Origin of the sequence: Bacillus cereus group sp. MS39 (assembly GCF_040448665.1) — a bacterium.
Taxonomy (GTDB): Bacteria; Bacillota; Bacilli; order Bacillales; family Bacillaceae_G; genus Bacillus_A; species Bacillus_A wiedmannii.
Map to the genome: position 1 here is coordinate 5,341,239 of NZ_CP123058.1, position 16,262 is coordinate 5,357,500.

Below are 16,262 nucleotides of genomic sequence, written 5' to 3' on the forward strand. Positions count from 1 at the left end.
AATATTCTAAACAAATCATAACGTATTATACGTCTTTATTCAAGCGTTTCTCGCTCTCCTAATAAACGTACTGCGTATACTTGTTCACAAAATCCTTTTAATCCGTTATATATACGATGCATTCGCGAATCATGGTGCACAAGACCAAATACGGTTGGGCCACTTCCACTCATTAATACGGCATCCGCCCCAAATCGCTTCATCTGTGCCTTAATACGTGCAACTTCAGGATGCATCGCAAACGTTACATCTTCTAAAACATTACCAACAGTATCACAAATCCCTTTGTAGTCCCCAGCATTTATGACGTTAACCATTTTATCTACATTTGGATGTGTAACTCGATTTAACTTTAAATTTCCATACACATCAGCAGTAGATACACCAATATGGGGTTTTGCTAAAATAACCCAACAAGAAGGTGGAGTTTTTATGTGCTCAATTTGCTCTCCTCTTCCAGTGGCAATTGCTGTCCCACCATATACACAAAACGATACATCTGATCCAATTTTTGCGCCAAGCTCTGCTAACTGATCAATTGTAAGCCCTAAATTCCATAATTTATTAAGGCCACGTAATGTCGCTGCTGCATCACTACTTCCACCTGCTAATCCAGCTGCTACTGGAATCGTTTTTTCAATAGTAATAGATACACCTTTTTTCACATTAAACTTCTCTTTTAATAATTTCGCTGCTTGATAAGCTAAATTTCTTTGGTCGTCTGGGACATACCGATTATGGGATAAAATTTCAATACGGTCTTCTGCTAATTCCATTAGTTCTAAACGATCCGCTAAATCAATTGTTGTCATAATCATTTTCACTTCATGATATCCGTCTTGTCTTTTTCCCAGTACATCTAACGACAGATTAATCTTTGCTGGTGCTTTCACTAGTAGCTTCAATCTATTCACCCACTCTATGTACTCAATCTTTTATCGTTTATTTTACCATAAATTTATAGTAAGACGATGACACTTCCCTAATTATAACGAAAAGCATTCAGAATGAAACTACTTATGTAAAATGATGGCACCTTTTCGAGTACAAAAAGCCGAGGAATCACTCCTCGGCTACCGTAGCATAGAAAGTATCTTACAACTACTGGTTTTGTTTCATTAATTGCTGTTCTGCAATTTCTATAGCACGTTTCACCATGTTACCAGCATCTTTCGCACGAATTCCGCCCCAGCCTTCTTTCTGAACAACATCATAAAAGCCTAGCTCTTTTGCAAGCTCTTCTTTAAATTGATTTGACATGACACCTCTTCGTCTACTCAATGCAGAGTCCCTCCTTATTTTGCTACGGTATAATTAGTATGCAAAATAATATAGCTTTTCATTTGTGGGAATATATGTAACGATACATGAATTATAAAATCACTTCATTATGAGGTTCACCATAAAACGTTAACTCTACTGTCTCTGTTAAAACATCCGCATAGCTATATGATACACGTTGCAACGCATCTTCTTGCTGATCCAATTGTACAACAAAAACAGAACGGTACGTTTCTGCAAGTACACCTGATTGTTCTACTGTTTTTCTTCTCCCACTATTTGCCTTTAACATCAGTCTCTGTCCAAGATGGTGATCTAATTCGCTTTTAATTTCATCTAAACGTTTTGACATATACTTCGTTACACCTCGCTGTAATTTAGATTGAACACTTAAAACACGATATATCTATCCCAATTATTAACCGCAACTCACAGACAATATCATTATAAAAGCATCATGCGTTCAAATAGATAGAAGAAATACTATATTGTAAAAGTATCATTATGTAGTCTGCGCGTTCTTGTCTCTTTTTATCCAAGCTGATTTAAATCCTTCCCATACAAAAAAGCAAGATACATATGTACCTTGCTTATTCTTCATAATGTTGAAAGGGTAATCCAGTTCGTAAAATTCCCCTCGTCTCAATACCGCCAAGTCCCTTTTCGCCGGTAATCGTATTACGTACAACATCCCATACATTTACTCTTTCCATAAATGACGTAAAACTAATTTTTCCAACCACATATACAGGATCTAGTGCGTGAATATTAATTCTAGATGGTGAACTAGCAAAATTAGCACCTGCTCGAATTAATGCTTCAAAGTGTGATTGGCATGCCCCAGCAAAAATAACGAGTTGATCCAATGATGGATATTTTTTTCTCACTTCTCGAACAGCCTGTACAAAATGCCTTGAATGCCTATATGCTGCTAAATCTCCCTTTACCCCTTTTGATTTTGTATATGCATCGTGCCCTGTAATAACTAAAATGTCCGGACGAAAATGATCTATTAAATCTACTACCTTTTCATGCATCTCTGTTTCTTTACAATGAATACCTTGTACAGGAACACCAATTTTATTATATAAGTCTAAGCACTTGCGCAAATATAACGGGTCTCCATCTATATGCAATACACGTCCTGGCATTTGAAAATAATTTACCTCACTTGTATATCCACCCGTTGAAGTGTGTTCATGCCTTTGTTTCATTAATACATAATCTTGTTGAAACAAACGATACGTACGCTCCATCGTTTCTTTCTCACGCTTCGCTCTTTTTTTATGTTCTCGTTGGTCTATACTAATTAAATCTTCAAGTGGCGCATCTGCCACCAGTCTAATTTCCTCTCCAAATAATATAGCTATCTCGCCTTTTATTTCTATAATACGAAAAAGGATATCCCTATTATGAGAATATCGTTCCACTAATTCTCCAACATGTAAAGCCATTCTCCTACCTCCAAACTCGTTAGGCCATCTTACCTGTTTTTAAAGTATGAATGTAGGAGAGGAAAGGTGACAAAAGGGACAGTTCAAGTTGAACTGTCCCTTTTCTATTCTTATGACAATTTATGAAGAACTAATGCATTACTTAATGTTGCAAACTCCTCTATAGATAGCGTTTCGCCTCTTCGTTTTGGATCAATTCCTACTTCTGTTAAAATTCGATCCAACAGCTCTTTATCTTTCGGGAAACCATTTAAATTATTTGATAAATTATTCATTAAAGTTTTACGACGCTGTGCAAAACTTGCTCGTACTACTTCAAAGAAGAATGTCTCATCTGTTACTTCTACAACTGGTTTCGGGCGCTTTAGGAGACGAATAATCGCAGAATCAACATTTGGTTGTGGCACAAACACTGTACGTGGTACAGTCATAACTGTTTCTACCTCTGTATAATACTGAATAGCAATGGATAAAGAACCATACTCTTTCGTTCCAGGTTTAGCAGCTAAACGATCTCCAACTTCTTTTTGCATCATAACAACAAATCCACGAACCGGTAATTTCTCTTCCAACAATTTAAATAAAATTGGCGTTGTAATATAGTACGGTAAGTTCGCTACTACCATTACATCTTGCCCTTCCTCAAATTGCTCACTAAACACCTCATGTACATCTGCCTTTAGTACGTCTTTATTTATAACTGTAACGTTGCTATATGGCGCTAACGTCTCATCTAAAATCGGTAATAATCTCTGATCAATTTCAAAAGCAACTACTTTTTTAGCACGCTTCGCTAATTGTTCTGTTAACGCACCGATACCTGGTCCAATTTCAATTGCACCACTTTCTGAACCAATTTCAGCGTGATCGACAATACGATTTAATACATTCGTATCAATTAAAAAATTTTGTCCTAAACTTTTTTTGAATGAAAATCCATACTTTTCAACAATGTCTTTCGTACGATTTGGCGTTGCGATATCCTTCATTTTCTTTCCTCCTGTATGACTTGCTTATAAGCTTCTGCAAACGATTCTTTTGAAACTTGAAACATTTGTAAACGTTTATGTAACTGTTTTGCGTTTGTATAACCAATCTTTAATAGCTTACCCATTCTTTCTCTGCGACTCTTTGCCATTTCTCCGCCCACTAAGCCTGCATCGACTAAATCGCTCCAACTAATTTCACTTGTGTAAGCTTCCATTTCTTCATGTATATTCTCTAAAGCACGGCGAATTGATTCATTAGAAGCATGTTCAATCCCGACACCCTTTTTCCTTTTGGCAAGTGCTTCTTCCTTCGGTAAAAAAGCATGTTTACATCCAGGCACCTTATCAGAAATAATTTTTCGAATACGCTCTCCAGGATAATCCGGATCTGTGAAAATAATAACGCCCCGTTTTTGTAGCGCTAATTTAACTTGCTCAATAACATGATCACCGATTGCTGAACCGTTTGTTTCAATTGTATCCGCATCAACAGCACGCTTAATCGCAACTGTATCATCTTTACCTTCTACAACGATAATCTCTTTAATTTTCATGCTTGCCTCCACACTCGTTTCGTCTCTACTTAGTAAAACAAAAAAATGACGACTTTTCCATTATTATTTTCCCCATTCTTACATTTTAAAAAATAGAATGTCCAAAACTTTGTTCTCTCTTCTTATTGTAACACTTCCTCATTCGCCCTTATTTTTTCACAAAAATAAAAAAGAATGGGTTCTCCCACTCCTTTTTATTCAACACCAAATAAAGTTTTTGCATTTTTTGTTGTTATTTCTGCTACTTCCTCATAAGAAATTCCTTTTAAATTCGCAATTTCTTCTGCTACGAGTTTTACATAACTCGGTTCATTTCGTTTTCCTCGAAATGGATGTGGTGTTAAATATGGACAATCTGTCTCTATTAACAATTTCTCTAATGGAATCTCCACAGCAACTTCTTTCGGCTTCTTAGCATTTTTAAATGTAACTGGTCCGCCTAACGAAATTAAAAAGTTCATATCAACACATCGCTCTGCTACTTCTACGCTGCCGCTAAAGCAATGCATAATGCCTCCCACTTCAGCTGCATTCTCTTCTTCTAGAATATCAACAATATCTTGAGTTGCATCGCGGTTATGTATAATAATCGGCAATTTCACCTTTTTGGCTAATGCAATTTGTTTACGGAATACTTCCTTCTGTATTTCTTTTGGAGACTTATCCCAATGATAATCTAATCCCATCTCTCCAAGTGCAACGACTTTAGGATGAGAAGCAAGTTCTTCTAACCAAGCTAGATGTTCTTCTGTCATGTCAATTGCATCAACTGGATGCCATCCAACTGCAGCGTAAATAAAATCATAAGTTTCAGCTAATTCAATCGCCTTTTTTATCGTTACTTCATCAAAACCAACAACAACTGTATAGGTAACTCCCGCTTCTTTCATTCGTGCAATAACCTCTTGCAAATCTTCTTCAAATTGCTCTGCATTCAAATGTGAATGTGTATCAAACAACATAATACATAACTCCTTTTATATTGAAATCAAGTTTATTCTAAAAAAATAAGCTCTTTAATAACTTAACGATAACAATACTATAATTTTAATGCAAAAATAGAGAGTGTAAAAAGAAAAAAGACGCTTCACACATGTTACACGTGAAACATCTCTTTTCTTGTCTTAATTACTTGATTTTTGTACCATTTGGTAGATTTTGGTCAATTGATGCTAATGATAATACGCCATTCTCTTCACCCGCTAAAATCATACCTTGTGATAATTCACCGCGTAATTTTACAGGTTTTAAGTTTGTTACACAAATAACCTTTTTACCTTTTAGGTCTTCCGGCGAATAGAATTTTGCAATTCCTGAAACAACTTGACGCTTTTCTGTACCTAAATCCAACTGAATTTTTAACAACTTATCTGCTTTTTTCACAGGTTCAGCTGATAGTACTTCAGCTACGCGTAATTCTACTTTAAAGAAATCATCAATTGTAATTTCTTCTGCTTTCGGTTCTTCTTCTTTTTTCTCTTCTACTTTAGGAGCAGAGCTTTTCATTTGTTCTTTAATGTAACCTACTTCTACTTCCATTTCTAAACGCGGGAAAATCGGGTTTCCTTTTTCTACTTTTGTTCCAACTGGAATACAGCCAATTGTAGATAGGCTTTCCCAAGATTTATGTGCCTCTTCAGTAAGTCCAAGCTGAGCAAACATCTTACTTGGTGCTACTGTTAGGAACGGCATAAGCATAATACCTGTTTGACGAAGCACCTCTGCTAAGTGAGCCATTACAGAAGCTAATTTTTCACGATCATTCTCATCTTTCGCTAATACCCATGGTTGTGTTTCATCAATATATTTATTTGCACGGCTAACCAATTGCCAAATTGAGCTTAGCGCTACAGAGAATTCCATATTCTCCATTGCCTCTTCTACTTTTTTCAATGTATCTTTTGCAAACGTTACTAACGTTTCATCGAATTCCGTTACATTTTCTTTAAATGCAGGGATTTCTCCGTTAAAGTACTTATCAATCATAGCTACTGTACGATTTAATAAGTTACCTAAGTCATTTGCTAAATCGAAATTAATGCGCTCCACAAATCCTTCTGGTGTGAATACGCCATCAGATCCGAATGGAACTTCACGAAGTAAGTAATAACGTAATGCATCTAATCCGTAACGATCGATTAAAGTAACTGGATCTACTACGTTTCCTTTTGACTTACTCATCTTTCCATCCTTCATTAAAATCCAACCATGAGCAAAGATTTTTTTCGGAAGAGGTAAATCTAATGCCATTAAAATGATTGGCCAATAAATTGTATGGAAACGAACGATTTCTTTTCCAACTAAATGTACATCAGCTGGCCAGAACTTCTTATACATCTCTTCATTTTCTGTTCCATAACCTAATGCTGTAATGTAGTTAGATAATGCGTCAACCCATACGTAAATAACGTGTTTCGGGTTACCTGGAACACGAACTCCCCAGTCAAATGAAGTACGGGAAACAGCTAAATCTTCTAGGCCTGGTTTAATGAAGTTATTAATCATCTCATTCTTACGAGACTCTGGCTGAATGAAATGTGGATTATCTTCATAGAATTTTAATAGTCTGTCGACATATTTACCCATTCTAAAGAAATACGATTCTTCACGAACAAGTTCTACATCATGACCACTATCTGGGCTTTTTCCTCCAACTACTTTTTCACCTTCCATAATTGGATCTACTAATTGATGCTCTGTATAGAATGTCTCATCTTGTACAGAATACCAACCTTCATATTCATCAAGATAAATATCACCTTGATCTACTAGTTGCTTGAAGATTTTTTCAACAACATCTTTATGACGATCTTCAGTTGTACGAATAAAATCATCATAAGAGATATCCATTTTCTCCCAAAGCTCTTTAATTCCTGCAACAATGTTATCCACATATGCTTGTGGTGTAACATTTAATTCTTCTGCTTTCTTTTGGATCTTCTGTCCATGCTCATCAGTTCCTGTTAAATAATGAACATTGTATCCTTGCATACGCTTATATCGTGCCATCGCATCTCCTGCTACTGTTGTATAAGCATGTCCAATGTGTAATTTTCCACTTGGATAATAAATTGGGGTAGTAATATAAAAGGACTTATTTTCCTCTGTCATTGTTTTGGACCTCCCGGATAACCTCATATGTATTTATAAATAGTATATCAAAAACTTATATATAAAGTGAAACTTTAATCTGTGGGGGTTTTGTTCACTCCCGCGGATTATTAGCCCGCACCAATCAGGCTTTTACGAGCAATCCGAATCCAACTTAACTTCTTTGCTCCAGCCAAATTTTAAATTTAGAATCTTACTGCTTGGCAAATAGCGAGTTAAAAACGAGTTAATACTTAATATCTTTATCATCTATTGCTCATATTTCAAGAAAATATACAGTCCTTACTTACAATCTATAAATTTTTCTGAAAATAAAGTGAAATAATAGTAGAAATTACTCTCATTCTATTATATATAAGAAGTAAGAAATCTATAAATCTTTTTAAAAAATATAGAATTAAAGAATTGACGGAAATGTAAATGATTGGTATCATATGTCCATAGGGTATTTTGTCGAAAAATGACGAATCTAGAAAATAGACTCGAAACTTATAAACTATTTCTTTAGGAGGAAAAGAATTATGAAATCTACTGGTATCGTTCGTAAAGTTGATGAATTAGGTCGTGTAGTAATTCCAATCGAATTACGCCGTACTTTAGGTATTGCAGAAAAGGATGCTCTTGAAATCTACGTTGATGACGAGAAAATCATCTTAAAAAAATATAAGCCAAACATGACTTGCCAAGTAACTGGTGAAGTATCTGATGGTAACCTATCTTTAGCTGAAGGTAAAATTATCTTAAGCAAAGAAGGCGCTGAGCGAATCTTAAACGAGCTTCAAGATTATATCGAAACAGCAAAATAAGCTTCTCAATTATGAGAAGCTTATTTTTTATCGACATGATAGATTTGATATACATCGCGTTTCGACAAATCTCGATCTTTAGCGACTGTTTTTATTGCCTCTTTTGAATTCATACCTTTTTCGTTTATATAGTGTTCAATATGATCATATACCGAAATAGATTCCCACCATTTTTCTTCTGGGGTAGGTTCTTCCGTTGAACCAGCTACTAAAATACAAAACTCGCCACGAACTTCATTTTGTTTCGTCCACTCAATTGCTTCCTCAACTGTTCCACGAATAAATTCCTCAAATTTTTTCGTTAACTCTCGACATAATACAATTTCTCTATTTCCCAACACTTCTTGCATCGAGATTAAAGTATCATCTAAACGATGGGGCGCTTCATAAAACATCATTGTAGTTTGTACATAACGAAGCTTCTCTAACTCCATTTTTCTTTCTTTTTTATTTCTTTGTAAAAATCCATAGAAATAAAATTGTTTTGTTTCAAGACCTGATGCAATTAATGCTGTAAGGGCTGCATTTGCCCCAGGAAGCGGGATTACATGATACTGTTCTGCTACAGCCTCTACAACAATATCGTAACCTGGATCGGAAATACAAGGCATACCAGCATCACTAACAAGTGCTACAGTCTTTCCTTCGTCTAACTTCCCTAATATTTTCCTACCACTTACTTCCTTATTATGCTCATGGTAACTCATAACGGGGGTTTCAATTTCGAAATAATTACAAAGTTTTTTCGTTTGTCTCGTATCTTCAGCAGCAATTAAATCAGCTTCTTTTAAAATTCGGATTGCACGAAATGTCATATCTTCTAAATTTCCAATAGGAGTTGGTACTAAATATAAAACTCCCTTTTCATTTTGTTGAAAGCTTTTTTGTTGCCACATAGCGTTCTCCTTTTTGCATATATTCTTCTTTTTGTTTTCTATTTAACTGCTTAAAATAATACTCTGCTTGCATAGCTGTACGCTTATCTTCATGAAATTCTATGTATTTTAAAACAACAGGAAGTCTAGCACGCGTATACCTAGCACCTTTTCCACTATTATGGGTCTGAATCCGCTTCTCTATATGATTTGTATATCCAGCATAATAACTTCCGTCAGAGCACTCTACTACATAAAAACAATGCTTATTCTTCTCCATATAAAATTGAACGAATCTCCTTTGTATATTCATTATTTGCTTCATATACAAAAAGAGGGGGCAATATTTTCAAATCTGCGTTTCCATCCTTAATTCCTTCAATTAACAATGTATTCGCTTCTTTCCCTGCCTTAGGATAAACAAATCGCACACGCTTTGGTTCAATTTTGTATTTACGCATTAATGTAACAATATCTAGCAAACGACCTGGACGATGTACAAATGCTACTTTCCCACCTTGCTTTACTAACTGACTACTTGCAGATACAACATCCTCTAATGTACACATAATTTCATGACGAGCTATCGCTAAATGTTCATTCATATTTTTCTCAGAAGTTGCAGGTGTTTGAAAATAAGGGGGATTACATGTAACTACATCATATTGATGACGTCCAAGTTTCTCTGGCATATCTTTCAAATCCCCATGTATTAAGTGAATTCTTTCTTCTAACTTATTGTATTGAACGCTTCTGATTCCCATATCATATAAACGTTCTTGAATTTCTACACCTGTAATGTTTCCCTTTGTTCTTGTACTTAATAAAAGGGGGACAACTGCGTTACCTGTACACAGATCAAGTACATTACCTTTTTGAATCGGCACCCAAGCAAAGTTTGCAAGTAAAACAGCATCTAACGAGAAATTGAATACTGATGGGCTTTGTACAATCTTCATATCTTGCGCTAATAAGTAATCTAAACGTTCATCTTCATATAAATTCATATGTTACTCCTTTTCTTACACTTAACCTACCCTATTTCATCTTCTACTAATAAAAAAACATATTTCATTCTACTCTCATGTATAAAAAATTACCTTTCCAATTATCATTGGAAAGGTAATTTCACTTTTTATTTAAAAATGACAGGCAGAATAAACAATCTCCCTCTTTACGTACACTTCCATAATGCAGATTACAAATATGAAAACCTTCTTGATATAGCCTTGCTAAATTATCATAGCCTTCGCCAATATCAGTTGTCTTCGGCTTCACTTCTTTACGTTTTTGAGTTTTTTGTTTTTCCTTAATCTGCACTTCTTCAAAGCGGTGTCGCAAATTTTCATTTTCCATTTTTATATGTTGGTTCTCTTCCAACAACTCTGCAAGATGTTGTTTTAATTCTCCCAACTGTTTGTATAAATGTCCAATTTGCTCTTCCATACTAGAAACCGATGCAAAAATATCTTTTTTCTCCACAAGCACCCACCTCATTAATCTGTGGTTTGACTCGAAACGACCCCTTTATTCACTAACTCATCTAACGTATATTCTACTATCCGTTCCTTGTCTACTAGTTCCACTTGAATTAATCTTTCTAAAATATTTAATCCGATAACACGGCCAGTACCATGCGGGGTTTGTATACGTTGATCTAAATCAGGAAGTTGTTCCTTTGCTGCCTCATATTCATCATTCTCATATTTTAAGCAACACATTAAGCGACCACATAAACCAGAGATTTTTGCAGGATTTAATGATAAATTTTGATCCTTTGCCATCTTAATGGATACAGGTTCAAAATCTCCTAAAAAAGTAGAACAACAAAGCATACGACCACACGGACCAATACCACCAAGCATCTTCGCTTCATCACGAACACCAATTTGTCTTAGTTCAATTCTTGTCCTAAAAATTGCCGCTAAGTCCTTCACTAGTTCGCGGAAATCAATCCGACCATCCGCAGTAAAGTAGAAAATAATCTTATTGCGATCGAACGTATACTCTACATCTACAAGTTTCATATCAAGATTATGCTCTACTACCTTTTGCTGACAAACTTGATATGCTTCTTTTGCAGCATGTTTGTTCTCTTCAACAATGGTACGATCATTTTCATTTGCAATACGAATAACCTTTTTTAGCGGTAATACAACGTCGTTTTCATCAACTTGCTTTTTGGTAATAACTACTTTTCCGTACTCAATACCTCTTACTGTTTCTACAATTACAAACTCATTTTCAGAGATATCGAACTGATTCGGATCGAAGTAATACACCTTTCCGGCCTTCTTAAAGCGAACACCTACTACATCATACAAAACGGTCATCCCTCCTGCAACCGCAACACTAACTGTTCGAACACAAGCTGCGCATTTACATTAGCGTTGATTCTATTTTTTGCCTCTAATATATTAAAGAGAGCTGATACAATGCGCTTCTGAGCATAGGAGAAAGATTCAAACATCTCTTTCTGCTCATGAAAAACAAGACGATCTTCTTCTCCAAGTTGAACATATAATAAATCCTTATAAATAAGGAGCAACATATCTAAACCTTGCTGTAATTGTTCTTTCTCTCTAAAGTGTTTCCCCCATTTTTCTTGTACAAAAAAAATAGAGGCTTTATCCTTTTCGAGCGCTTCACATAATTTTATCACTAAAGCTCGTGCTTGTGCAAACCATTCATCACTACATAAAGCTAAAGCTTCATCAAAACTATTCGTGAGTTGCGCAGCAAGTGTCGATAAAGATGCCGTAATACCTTCATCCTGTAATTTTCTAATTAAAGATTCCGTAGGTAACGGTCTAAATGTAACAACTTGACAGCGAGATAAAATCGTATTTAAAATTTGATGACTTTGTTCAGTAAGTAAAATAGCTGTTGTATCACTACTTGGTTCTTCTAAAAATTTTAAAAGTGTATTCGCTGCATTTGCTGTCATACGATCTGCGTGCTCAATAATATATACTTTTTTATTTGCTTCTAATCCTGTTTTTGAAAACTCTTCTTGTAAATCATGAATTTGCTGTTTCTTAATAGATAATCCGTCTGGTTTTACAATATGTAAGTTAGGGTGGTTACCTGAATCAATTCGCTTACAATTTGTACATACGTGACAAGGCTCTACCCCATTCCGACCAGAACAGAGGAAACTCTTTGCCATTTGAATTGCCGTTGCAAACTTTCCAGTCCCTTTCCCTCCCTCTAACAAGTAAGCGTGGGATATACGCTCTTTTGCAATGCTATTCATCAACATTTTTACACCGATGGGTTGTATAGCAGAAAGCTGCTCCCACGTCTTCGTCATAACGCATACCTCACTTATTTCATTCTTTCCTTCTATTATAACAATTTATCTTCTATAATCTGAACAACTTCTTCTATAAGTTTTTCCATTGGTTGATCAGCATTTACCAATACAATACGATCTGAGAAACGTTCTACAACTTGTAAATATCCTTCACGGACACGTTTATGGAAAGAGATATCTTCCATATCTAATCGATTTACTTCACGTCCTGCATCTTTTTCAATGCGAGCTAAACCAATCTCTGGTTCAATGTCTAGGTAAATCGTTAAACTAGGCATACAGTCCTCTGTTGCGAAACGATTTATTTCAAATACTTTATCCATACCTAACCCTCTTGCATATCCTTGATACGCTAAAGAGCTATCTATAAAACGATCACATAATACAAGGTAGTCCTCGTTAAGTGCCGGCATAACCTTTTCCACCAAATGTTGTCTACGTGCAGCAGCATACAGAAGCGCCTCTGTACGTGCTTCCATCATCGTATATTCTTGTTTATGTAAAATTGTTCTAATATCCTCTGAAATTGCAATGCCACCTGGTTCTCTCGTCGCCATTACCTTTTGTTCTTTTTGTTCAAAGTACGGCAATAAACTTTTAATTAACGTTGTTTTACCCGAACCTTCTGGACCTTCAATTGTTACAAATAATCCCTTCATCCTAAAACCTACTTTCTATATCATACACTTTCATATATTTCGTGCTACCTTGAAAACGAGCGCCTGATTGCTCTAAATACATAATTTGCTCTTTATGTTCTGAAGTAATTCTTTCTCCATACATAATCAATGGAATTCCAGGTGGGTACGGAATTACCATTTCTGCTGCTATCATCCCAACTGCTTCTTCTACAGATACTACTTTTGTTTCATATCCTTCCAGTTGTTTATATGTATACGGTAAAGGAGAAAATTCTCCTTTATAAGTATAACGAATAGATTCCTTCTTGTCTTTCACCTCATAATATTGCAATGCCCCTCGGATCATCTCTATAGCCTTCATATACTCCTTATTTACTTGCAAGGGCAAAATAAATAGGACATTATACGGATCCGCCATTTCTGTATATATACCGACCTTTTCAAATACAGACTGTAATTCGTACCCTGATAACTGACAACGTGTCTGTACAGTAACCTTTAAATGGTCTTGTAATGGATACTGTAAAATAGCTATTTGTGGAATAGAACACAATTCGTCTTTAAATCCCCGTAAAAACTCGACTATTTCATCATGTCCCTTTTCTTTTATACGTGCTATTGTAAAGCGTGCAATATCAAGAGAAGTCATAATTGGATACGATGGACTACTAGATTGTAGCATACTTAAATAGGTAGAAACTTTTTCTTCTTTCACTAAGCGACTATTTATATGTAAATAGGACCCCATTGTCATCGCGGGTAATGTTTTATGTGCAGAATGAACTACAATATCTGCACCATATGCTAATGCTGACTTTGGAAATGCCCCTCCTAAACAAAAATGGGCTCCATGTGCTTCATCTACTAAAACGGGGATTTTATGTGCATGTGCATAAGCGATGCTTGCCTCCAGATCTATTCCCATACCATAATAATTAGGATGCGTTAAAATGAGTGCTTTAGCATTTGGATATTTTTCAATTGCTTCCTTAATAATTTCATCATGAATTCCCACTGGTACATTATAAGCTTCATCAATCCATGGATCTAAAAAAATTGGATTTGCGCCCGCTAATTTTAAACCATTAATAATTGATTTATGACAATTTCTTTGTACAAGAACAATATCATGTTCCCCACAACAAGACAAAATCATTGCTAGATTCCCTACTGTTGAACCATTAATTAAAAAATAACTTTTTTTTACTCCATATACATCAGCTAATAACTGTTGTGCCTCATCTATACATTCAAACGGACTATGTAAATCATCTAACCCTGACAACTCAGTTACATCGATAGATAGTATATCTTTAAACTCCCCTACAGCTTCCTGAGGGAAGTTTAAACCATTTTTATGACCTGGAACATGAAAGGATAACGGCCCTCTTTCTTTAAACTCTGTTAATGCCTCATATAAAGGTATGCGATTTTGATTCATCTATATCTCTTCCTTATTATTTCATTCTTCCTCTATTATACAGAACAAAAAAAATAATAGGCATATGCCTATTTAAAAAGATGATACTTCTAATTTCCGAAGCTGTTTTAAATAATATATATACTTCGGATCATTTGTCTCCGTATTCACCATATCCTTTTCACATTCATAACATATTAAATTATTATAAACATATATCCCTTCTTTTCTTTCTGTCTCACAAACAATACAAACTTCATTTTGTGCTTTCATAACCTTCCCTCCCTATTTAAATGGACATATTTTATACTTCTATTCCTTAACAATTTACAGAAAAATATACATCCATCTCTTATATAATATGATTAACCCTTGGGCAACGTGTTTGTATTACCATTACTTCTTTTTTCGTACTGTTTGAAAACAGAAAAAAACACAAGTCAAAAGACTTGTGTTTTTAGTTGCTTGGCGACGTCCTACTCTCACAGGGACAAGGTCCCAACTACCATCGGCGCTAGAGAGCTTAACTTCCGTGTTCGGTATGGGAACGGGTGTGACCTCTCTGCCATCATCACCAAACTATGAAGGCATATTCCTTCAAAACTAGATAACATTGCTTCATATTATATGGTTAAGTCCTCGATCTATTAGTATTCGTCAGCTCCACATGTCACCATGCTTCCACCTCGAACCTATCAACCTGATCATCTTTCAGGGATCTTACTAGCTTACGCTATGGGAAATCTCATCTTGAGGGGGGCTTCATGCTTAGATGCTTTCAGCACTTATCCCTTCCGCACATAGCTACCCAGCTATGCCCTTGGCAGAACAACTGGTACACCAGCGGTGCGTCCATCCCGGTCCTCTCGTACTAAGGACAGCTCCTCTCAAATTTCCTACGCCCACGACGGATAGGGACCGAACTGTCTCACGACGTTCTGAACCCAGCTCGCGTACCGCTTTAATGGGCGAACAGCCCAACCCTTGGGACCGACTACAGCCCCAGGATGCGATGAGCCGACATCGAGGTGCCAAACCTCCCCGTCGATGTGGACTCTTGGGGGAGATAAGCCTGTTATCCCCGGGGTAGCTTTTATCCGTTGAGCGATGGCCCTTCCATGCGGAACCACCGGATCACTAAGCCCGACTTTCGTCCCTGCTCGACTTGTAGGTCTCGCAGTCAAGCTCCCTTATGCCTTTGCACTCTACGAATGATTTCCAACCATTCTGAGGGAACCTTTGGGCGCCTCCGTTACACTTTAGGAGGCGACCGCCCCAGTCAAACTGCCCACCTGACACTGTCTCCCGGGTCGATAAGACCCGTAGGTTAGAATTTCAATACATTCAGGGCGGTATCCCACCAGCGCCTCCACCGAAGCTAGCGCTCCGGTTTCAATGGCTCCCGCCTATCCTGTACAAAATGTACCAAAATTCAATATCAGGCTACAGTAAAGCTCCACGGGGTCTTTCCGTCCTGTCGCGGGTAACCTGCATCTTCACAGGTACTATAATTTCACCGAGTCTCTGGTTGAGACAGTGCCCAAATCGTTACACCTTTCGTGCGGGTCGGAACTTACCCGACAAGGAATTTCGCTACCTTAGGACCGTTATAGTTACGGCCGCCGTTTACTGGGGCTTCAGTTCAGAGCTTCGCTTACGCTAACCCCTCTCCTTAACCTTCCAGCACCGGGCAGGTGTCAGCCCCTATACTTCGCCTTACGGCTTCGCAGAGACCTGTGTTTTTGCTAAACAGTCGCTTGGGCCTATTCACTGCGGCTTTCCGTTAAGAAAGCACCCCTTCTCCCGAAGTTACGG

General features: G+C 36.7%; 18 protein-coding genes and 2 rRNA genes (1 of these 20 only partly in view). 1 reads left to right on the top strand and 19 read right to left on the bottom strand.

The window, feature by feature from the left end:
• Positions 1-35 precede the first annotated feature (35 nt).
• The 8 genes from ispE to metG all read right to left on the bottom strand — a co-directional run bounded on the left by ispE (position 36) and on the right by metG (position 7,389).
• Positions 36-905, bottom strand: a complete 870-nt coding sequence (gene ispE / locus QEP67_RS27660) for a 4-(cytidine 5'-diphospho)-2-C-methyl-D-erythritol kinase (protein WP_000772096.1) — start codon at positions 903-905, stop codon at positions 36-38.
• 196 nt (positions 906-1,101) lie between these two features.
• Complete coding sequence (gene sspF, locus QEP67_RS27665) at positions 1,102-1,281, bottom strand: acid-soluble spore protein SspF (RefSeq protein ID WP_001985066.1); 180 nt, start codon at positions 1,279-1,281, stop codon at positions 1,102-1,104.
• 91 nt (positions 1,282-1,372) lie between these two features.
• Positions 1,373-1,633, bottom strand: coding sequence for a biofilm formation stimulator Veg (gene veg, locus QEP67_RS27670; RefSeq protein ID WP_000044349.1), 261 nt, complete (start codon positions 1,631-1,633; stop codon positions 1,373-1,375).
• Between the two features lie 238 nt (positions 1,634-1,871).
• Positions 1,872-2,735 carry a sporulation peptidase YabG gene (gene yabG, locus QEP67_RS27675; RefSeq protein WP_001173738.1) on the bottom strand — a complete coding sequence of 288 codons (864 nt, stop codon included), beginning with the start codon at positions 2,733-2,735 and terminating at the stop codon, positions 1,872-1,874.
• A 110-nt stretch (positions 2,736-2,845) separates the two neighbouring features.
• Positions 2,846-3,724, bottom strand: coding sequence for a 16S rRNA (adenine(1518)-N(6)/adenine(1519)-N(6))-dimethyltransferase RsmA (gene rsmA, locus QEP67_RS27680; protein ID WP_000651555.1), 879 nt, complete (start codon positions 3,722-3,724; stop codon positions 2,846-2,848).
• Entirely contained in the window at positions 3,721-4,278 is a 558-nt protein-coding gene (rnmV, locus tag QEP67_RS27685) for a ribonuclease M5 (protein ID WP_000692830.1), read from the bottom strand. Before rnmV ends, rsmA begins: the two co-directional genes overlap by 4 nt.
• A gap of 194 nt (positions 4,279-4,472) precedes the next feature.
• A complete protein-coding gene (locus tag QEP67_RS27690) occupies positions 4,473-5,240 on the bottom strand; it encodes a TatD family hydrolase (RefSeq protein WP_000895837.1) in 768 nt (255 codons plus the stop codon).
• 166 nt (positions 5,241-5,406) lie between these two features.
• The gene (gene metG, locus QEP67_RS27695; RefSeq protein WP_000134154.1) at positions 5,407-7,389 is read right to left on the bottom strand and encodes a methionine--tRNA ligase; all 1,983 of its coding nucleotides are present in this window, start codon (positions 7,387-7,389) and stop codon (positions 5,407-5,409) included.
• A 521-nt stretch (positions 7,390-7,910) separates the two neighbouring features.
• Between metG and QEP67_RS27700 the strand changes: the two genes are divergently transcribed.
• The gene (locus tag QEP67_RS27700) at positions 7,911-8,195 is read left to right on the top strand and encodes an AbrB/MazE/SpoVT family DNA-binding domain-containing protein (protein WP_000843039.1); all 285 of its coding nucleotides are present in this window, start codon (positions 7,911-7,913) and stop codon (positions 8,193-8,195) included.
• Between the two features lie 20 nt (positions 8,196-8,215).
• Here the strand turns inward: QEP67_RS27700 and rsmI are convergent, their stop codons facing one another.
• From rsmI to QEP67_RS27755, 11 genes are all read right to left on the bottom strand, one after another.
• Positions 8,216-9,091 (bottom strand): 16S rRNA (cytidine(1402)-2'-O)-methyltransferase, encoded by an 876-nt coding sequence (gene rsmI, locus QEP67_RS27705; protein WP_000267813.1) that lies wholly within the window; start codon positions 9,089-9,091, stop codon positions 8,216-8,218.
• Positions 9,060-9,350, bottom strand: a complete 291-nt coding sequence (locus QEP67_RS27710; protein ID WP_000414343.1) for a GIY-YIG nuclease family protein — start codon at positions 9,348-9,350, stop codon at positions 9,060-9,062. Before QEP67_RS27710 ends, rsmI begins: the two co-directional genes overlap by 32 nt.
• A complete protein-coding gene (locus tag QEP67_RS27715; RefSeq protein WP_001055376.1) occupies positions 9,337-10,077 on the bottom strand; it encodes a tRNA1(Val) (adenine(37)-N6)-methyltransferase in 741 nt (246 codons plus the stop codon). The genes QEP67_RS27710 and QEP67_RS27715 overlap by 14 nt, the downstream gene beginning before the upstream one ends.
• Positions 10,078-10,198: 121 nt before the next feature.
• On the bottom strand, positions 10,199-10,552 hold the full coding sequence (gene yabA / locus QEP67_RS27720) for a DNA replication initiation control protein YabA (RefSeq protein WP_000412057.1): 354 nt from the start codon (positions 10,550-10,552) through the stop codon (positions 10,199-10,201).
• A gap of 14 nt (positions 10,553-10,566) precedes the next feature.
• Complete coding sequence (locus QEP67_RS27725; protein WP_000272429.1) at positions 10,567-11,394, bottom strand: stage 0 sporulation family protein; 828 nt, start codon at positions 11,392-11,394, stop codon at positions 10,567-10,569.
• A 5-nt stretch (positions 11,395-11,399) separates the two neighbouring features.
• On the bottom strand, positions 11,400-12,383 hold the full coding sequence (gene holB, locus QEP67_RS27730) for a DNA polymerase III subunit delta' (protein ID WP_000169566.1): 984 nt from the start codon (positions 12,381-12,383) through the stop codon (positions 11,400-11,402).
• Positions 12,384-12,418: 35 nt separating this feature from the next.
• On the bottom strand, positions 12,419-13,045 hold the full coding sequence (tmk, locus tag QEP67_RS27735) for a dTMP kinase (protein ID WP_000677225.1): 627 nt from the start codon (positions 13,043-13,045) through the stop codon (positions 12,419-12,421).
• A gap of 1 nt (position 13,046) precedes the next feature.
• Entirely contained in the window at positions 13,047-14,468 is a 1,422-nt protein-coding gene (locus QEP67_RS27740) for an aminotransferase class I/II-fold pyridoxal phosphate-dependent enzyme (protein WP_001075289.1), read from the bottom strand.
• A 72-nt stretch (positions 14,469-14,540) separates the two neighbouring features.
• On the bottom strand, positions 14,541-14,720 hold the full coding sequence (locus QEP67_RS27745; RefSeq protein ID WP_000647290.1) for a sigma factor G inhibitor Gin: 180 nt from the start codon (positions 14,718-14,720) through the stop codon (positions 14,541-14,543).
• 190 nt (positions 14,721-14,910) lie between these two features.
• A 5S ribosomal RNA gene (gene rrf / locus QEP67_RS27750) occupies positions 14,911-15,026 on the bottom strand.
• Between the two features lie 48 nt (positions 15,027-15,074).
• Positions 15,075-16,262, bottom strand: a 23S ribosomal RNA gene (locus tag QEP67_RS27755); it runs 1,734 nt beyond the window's last position.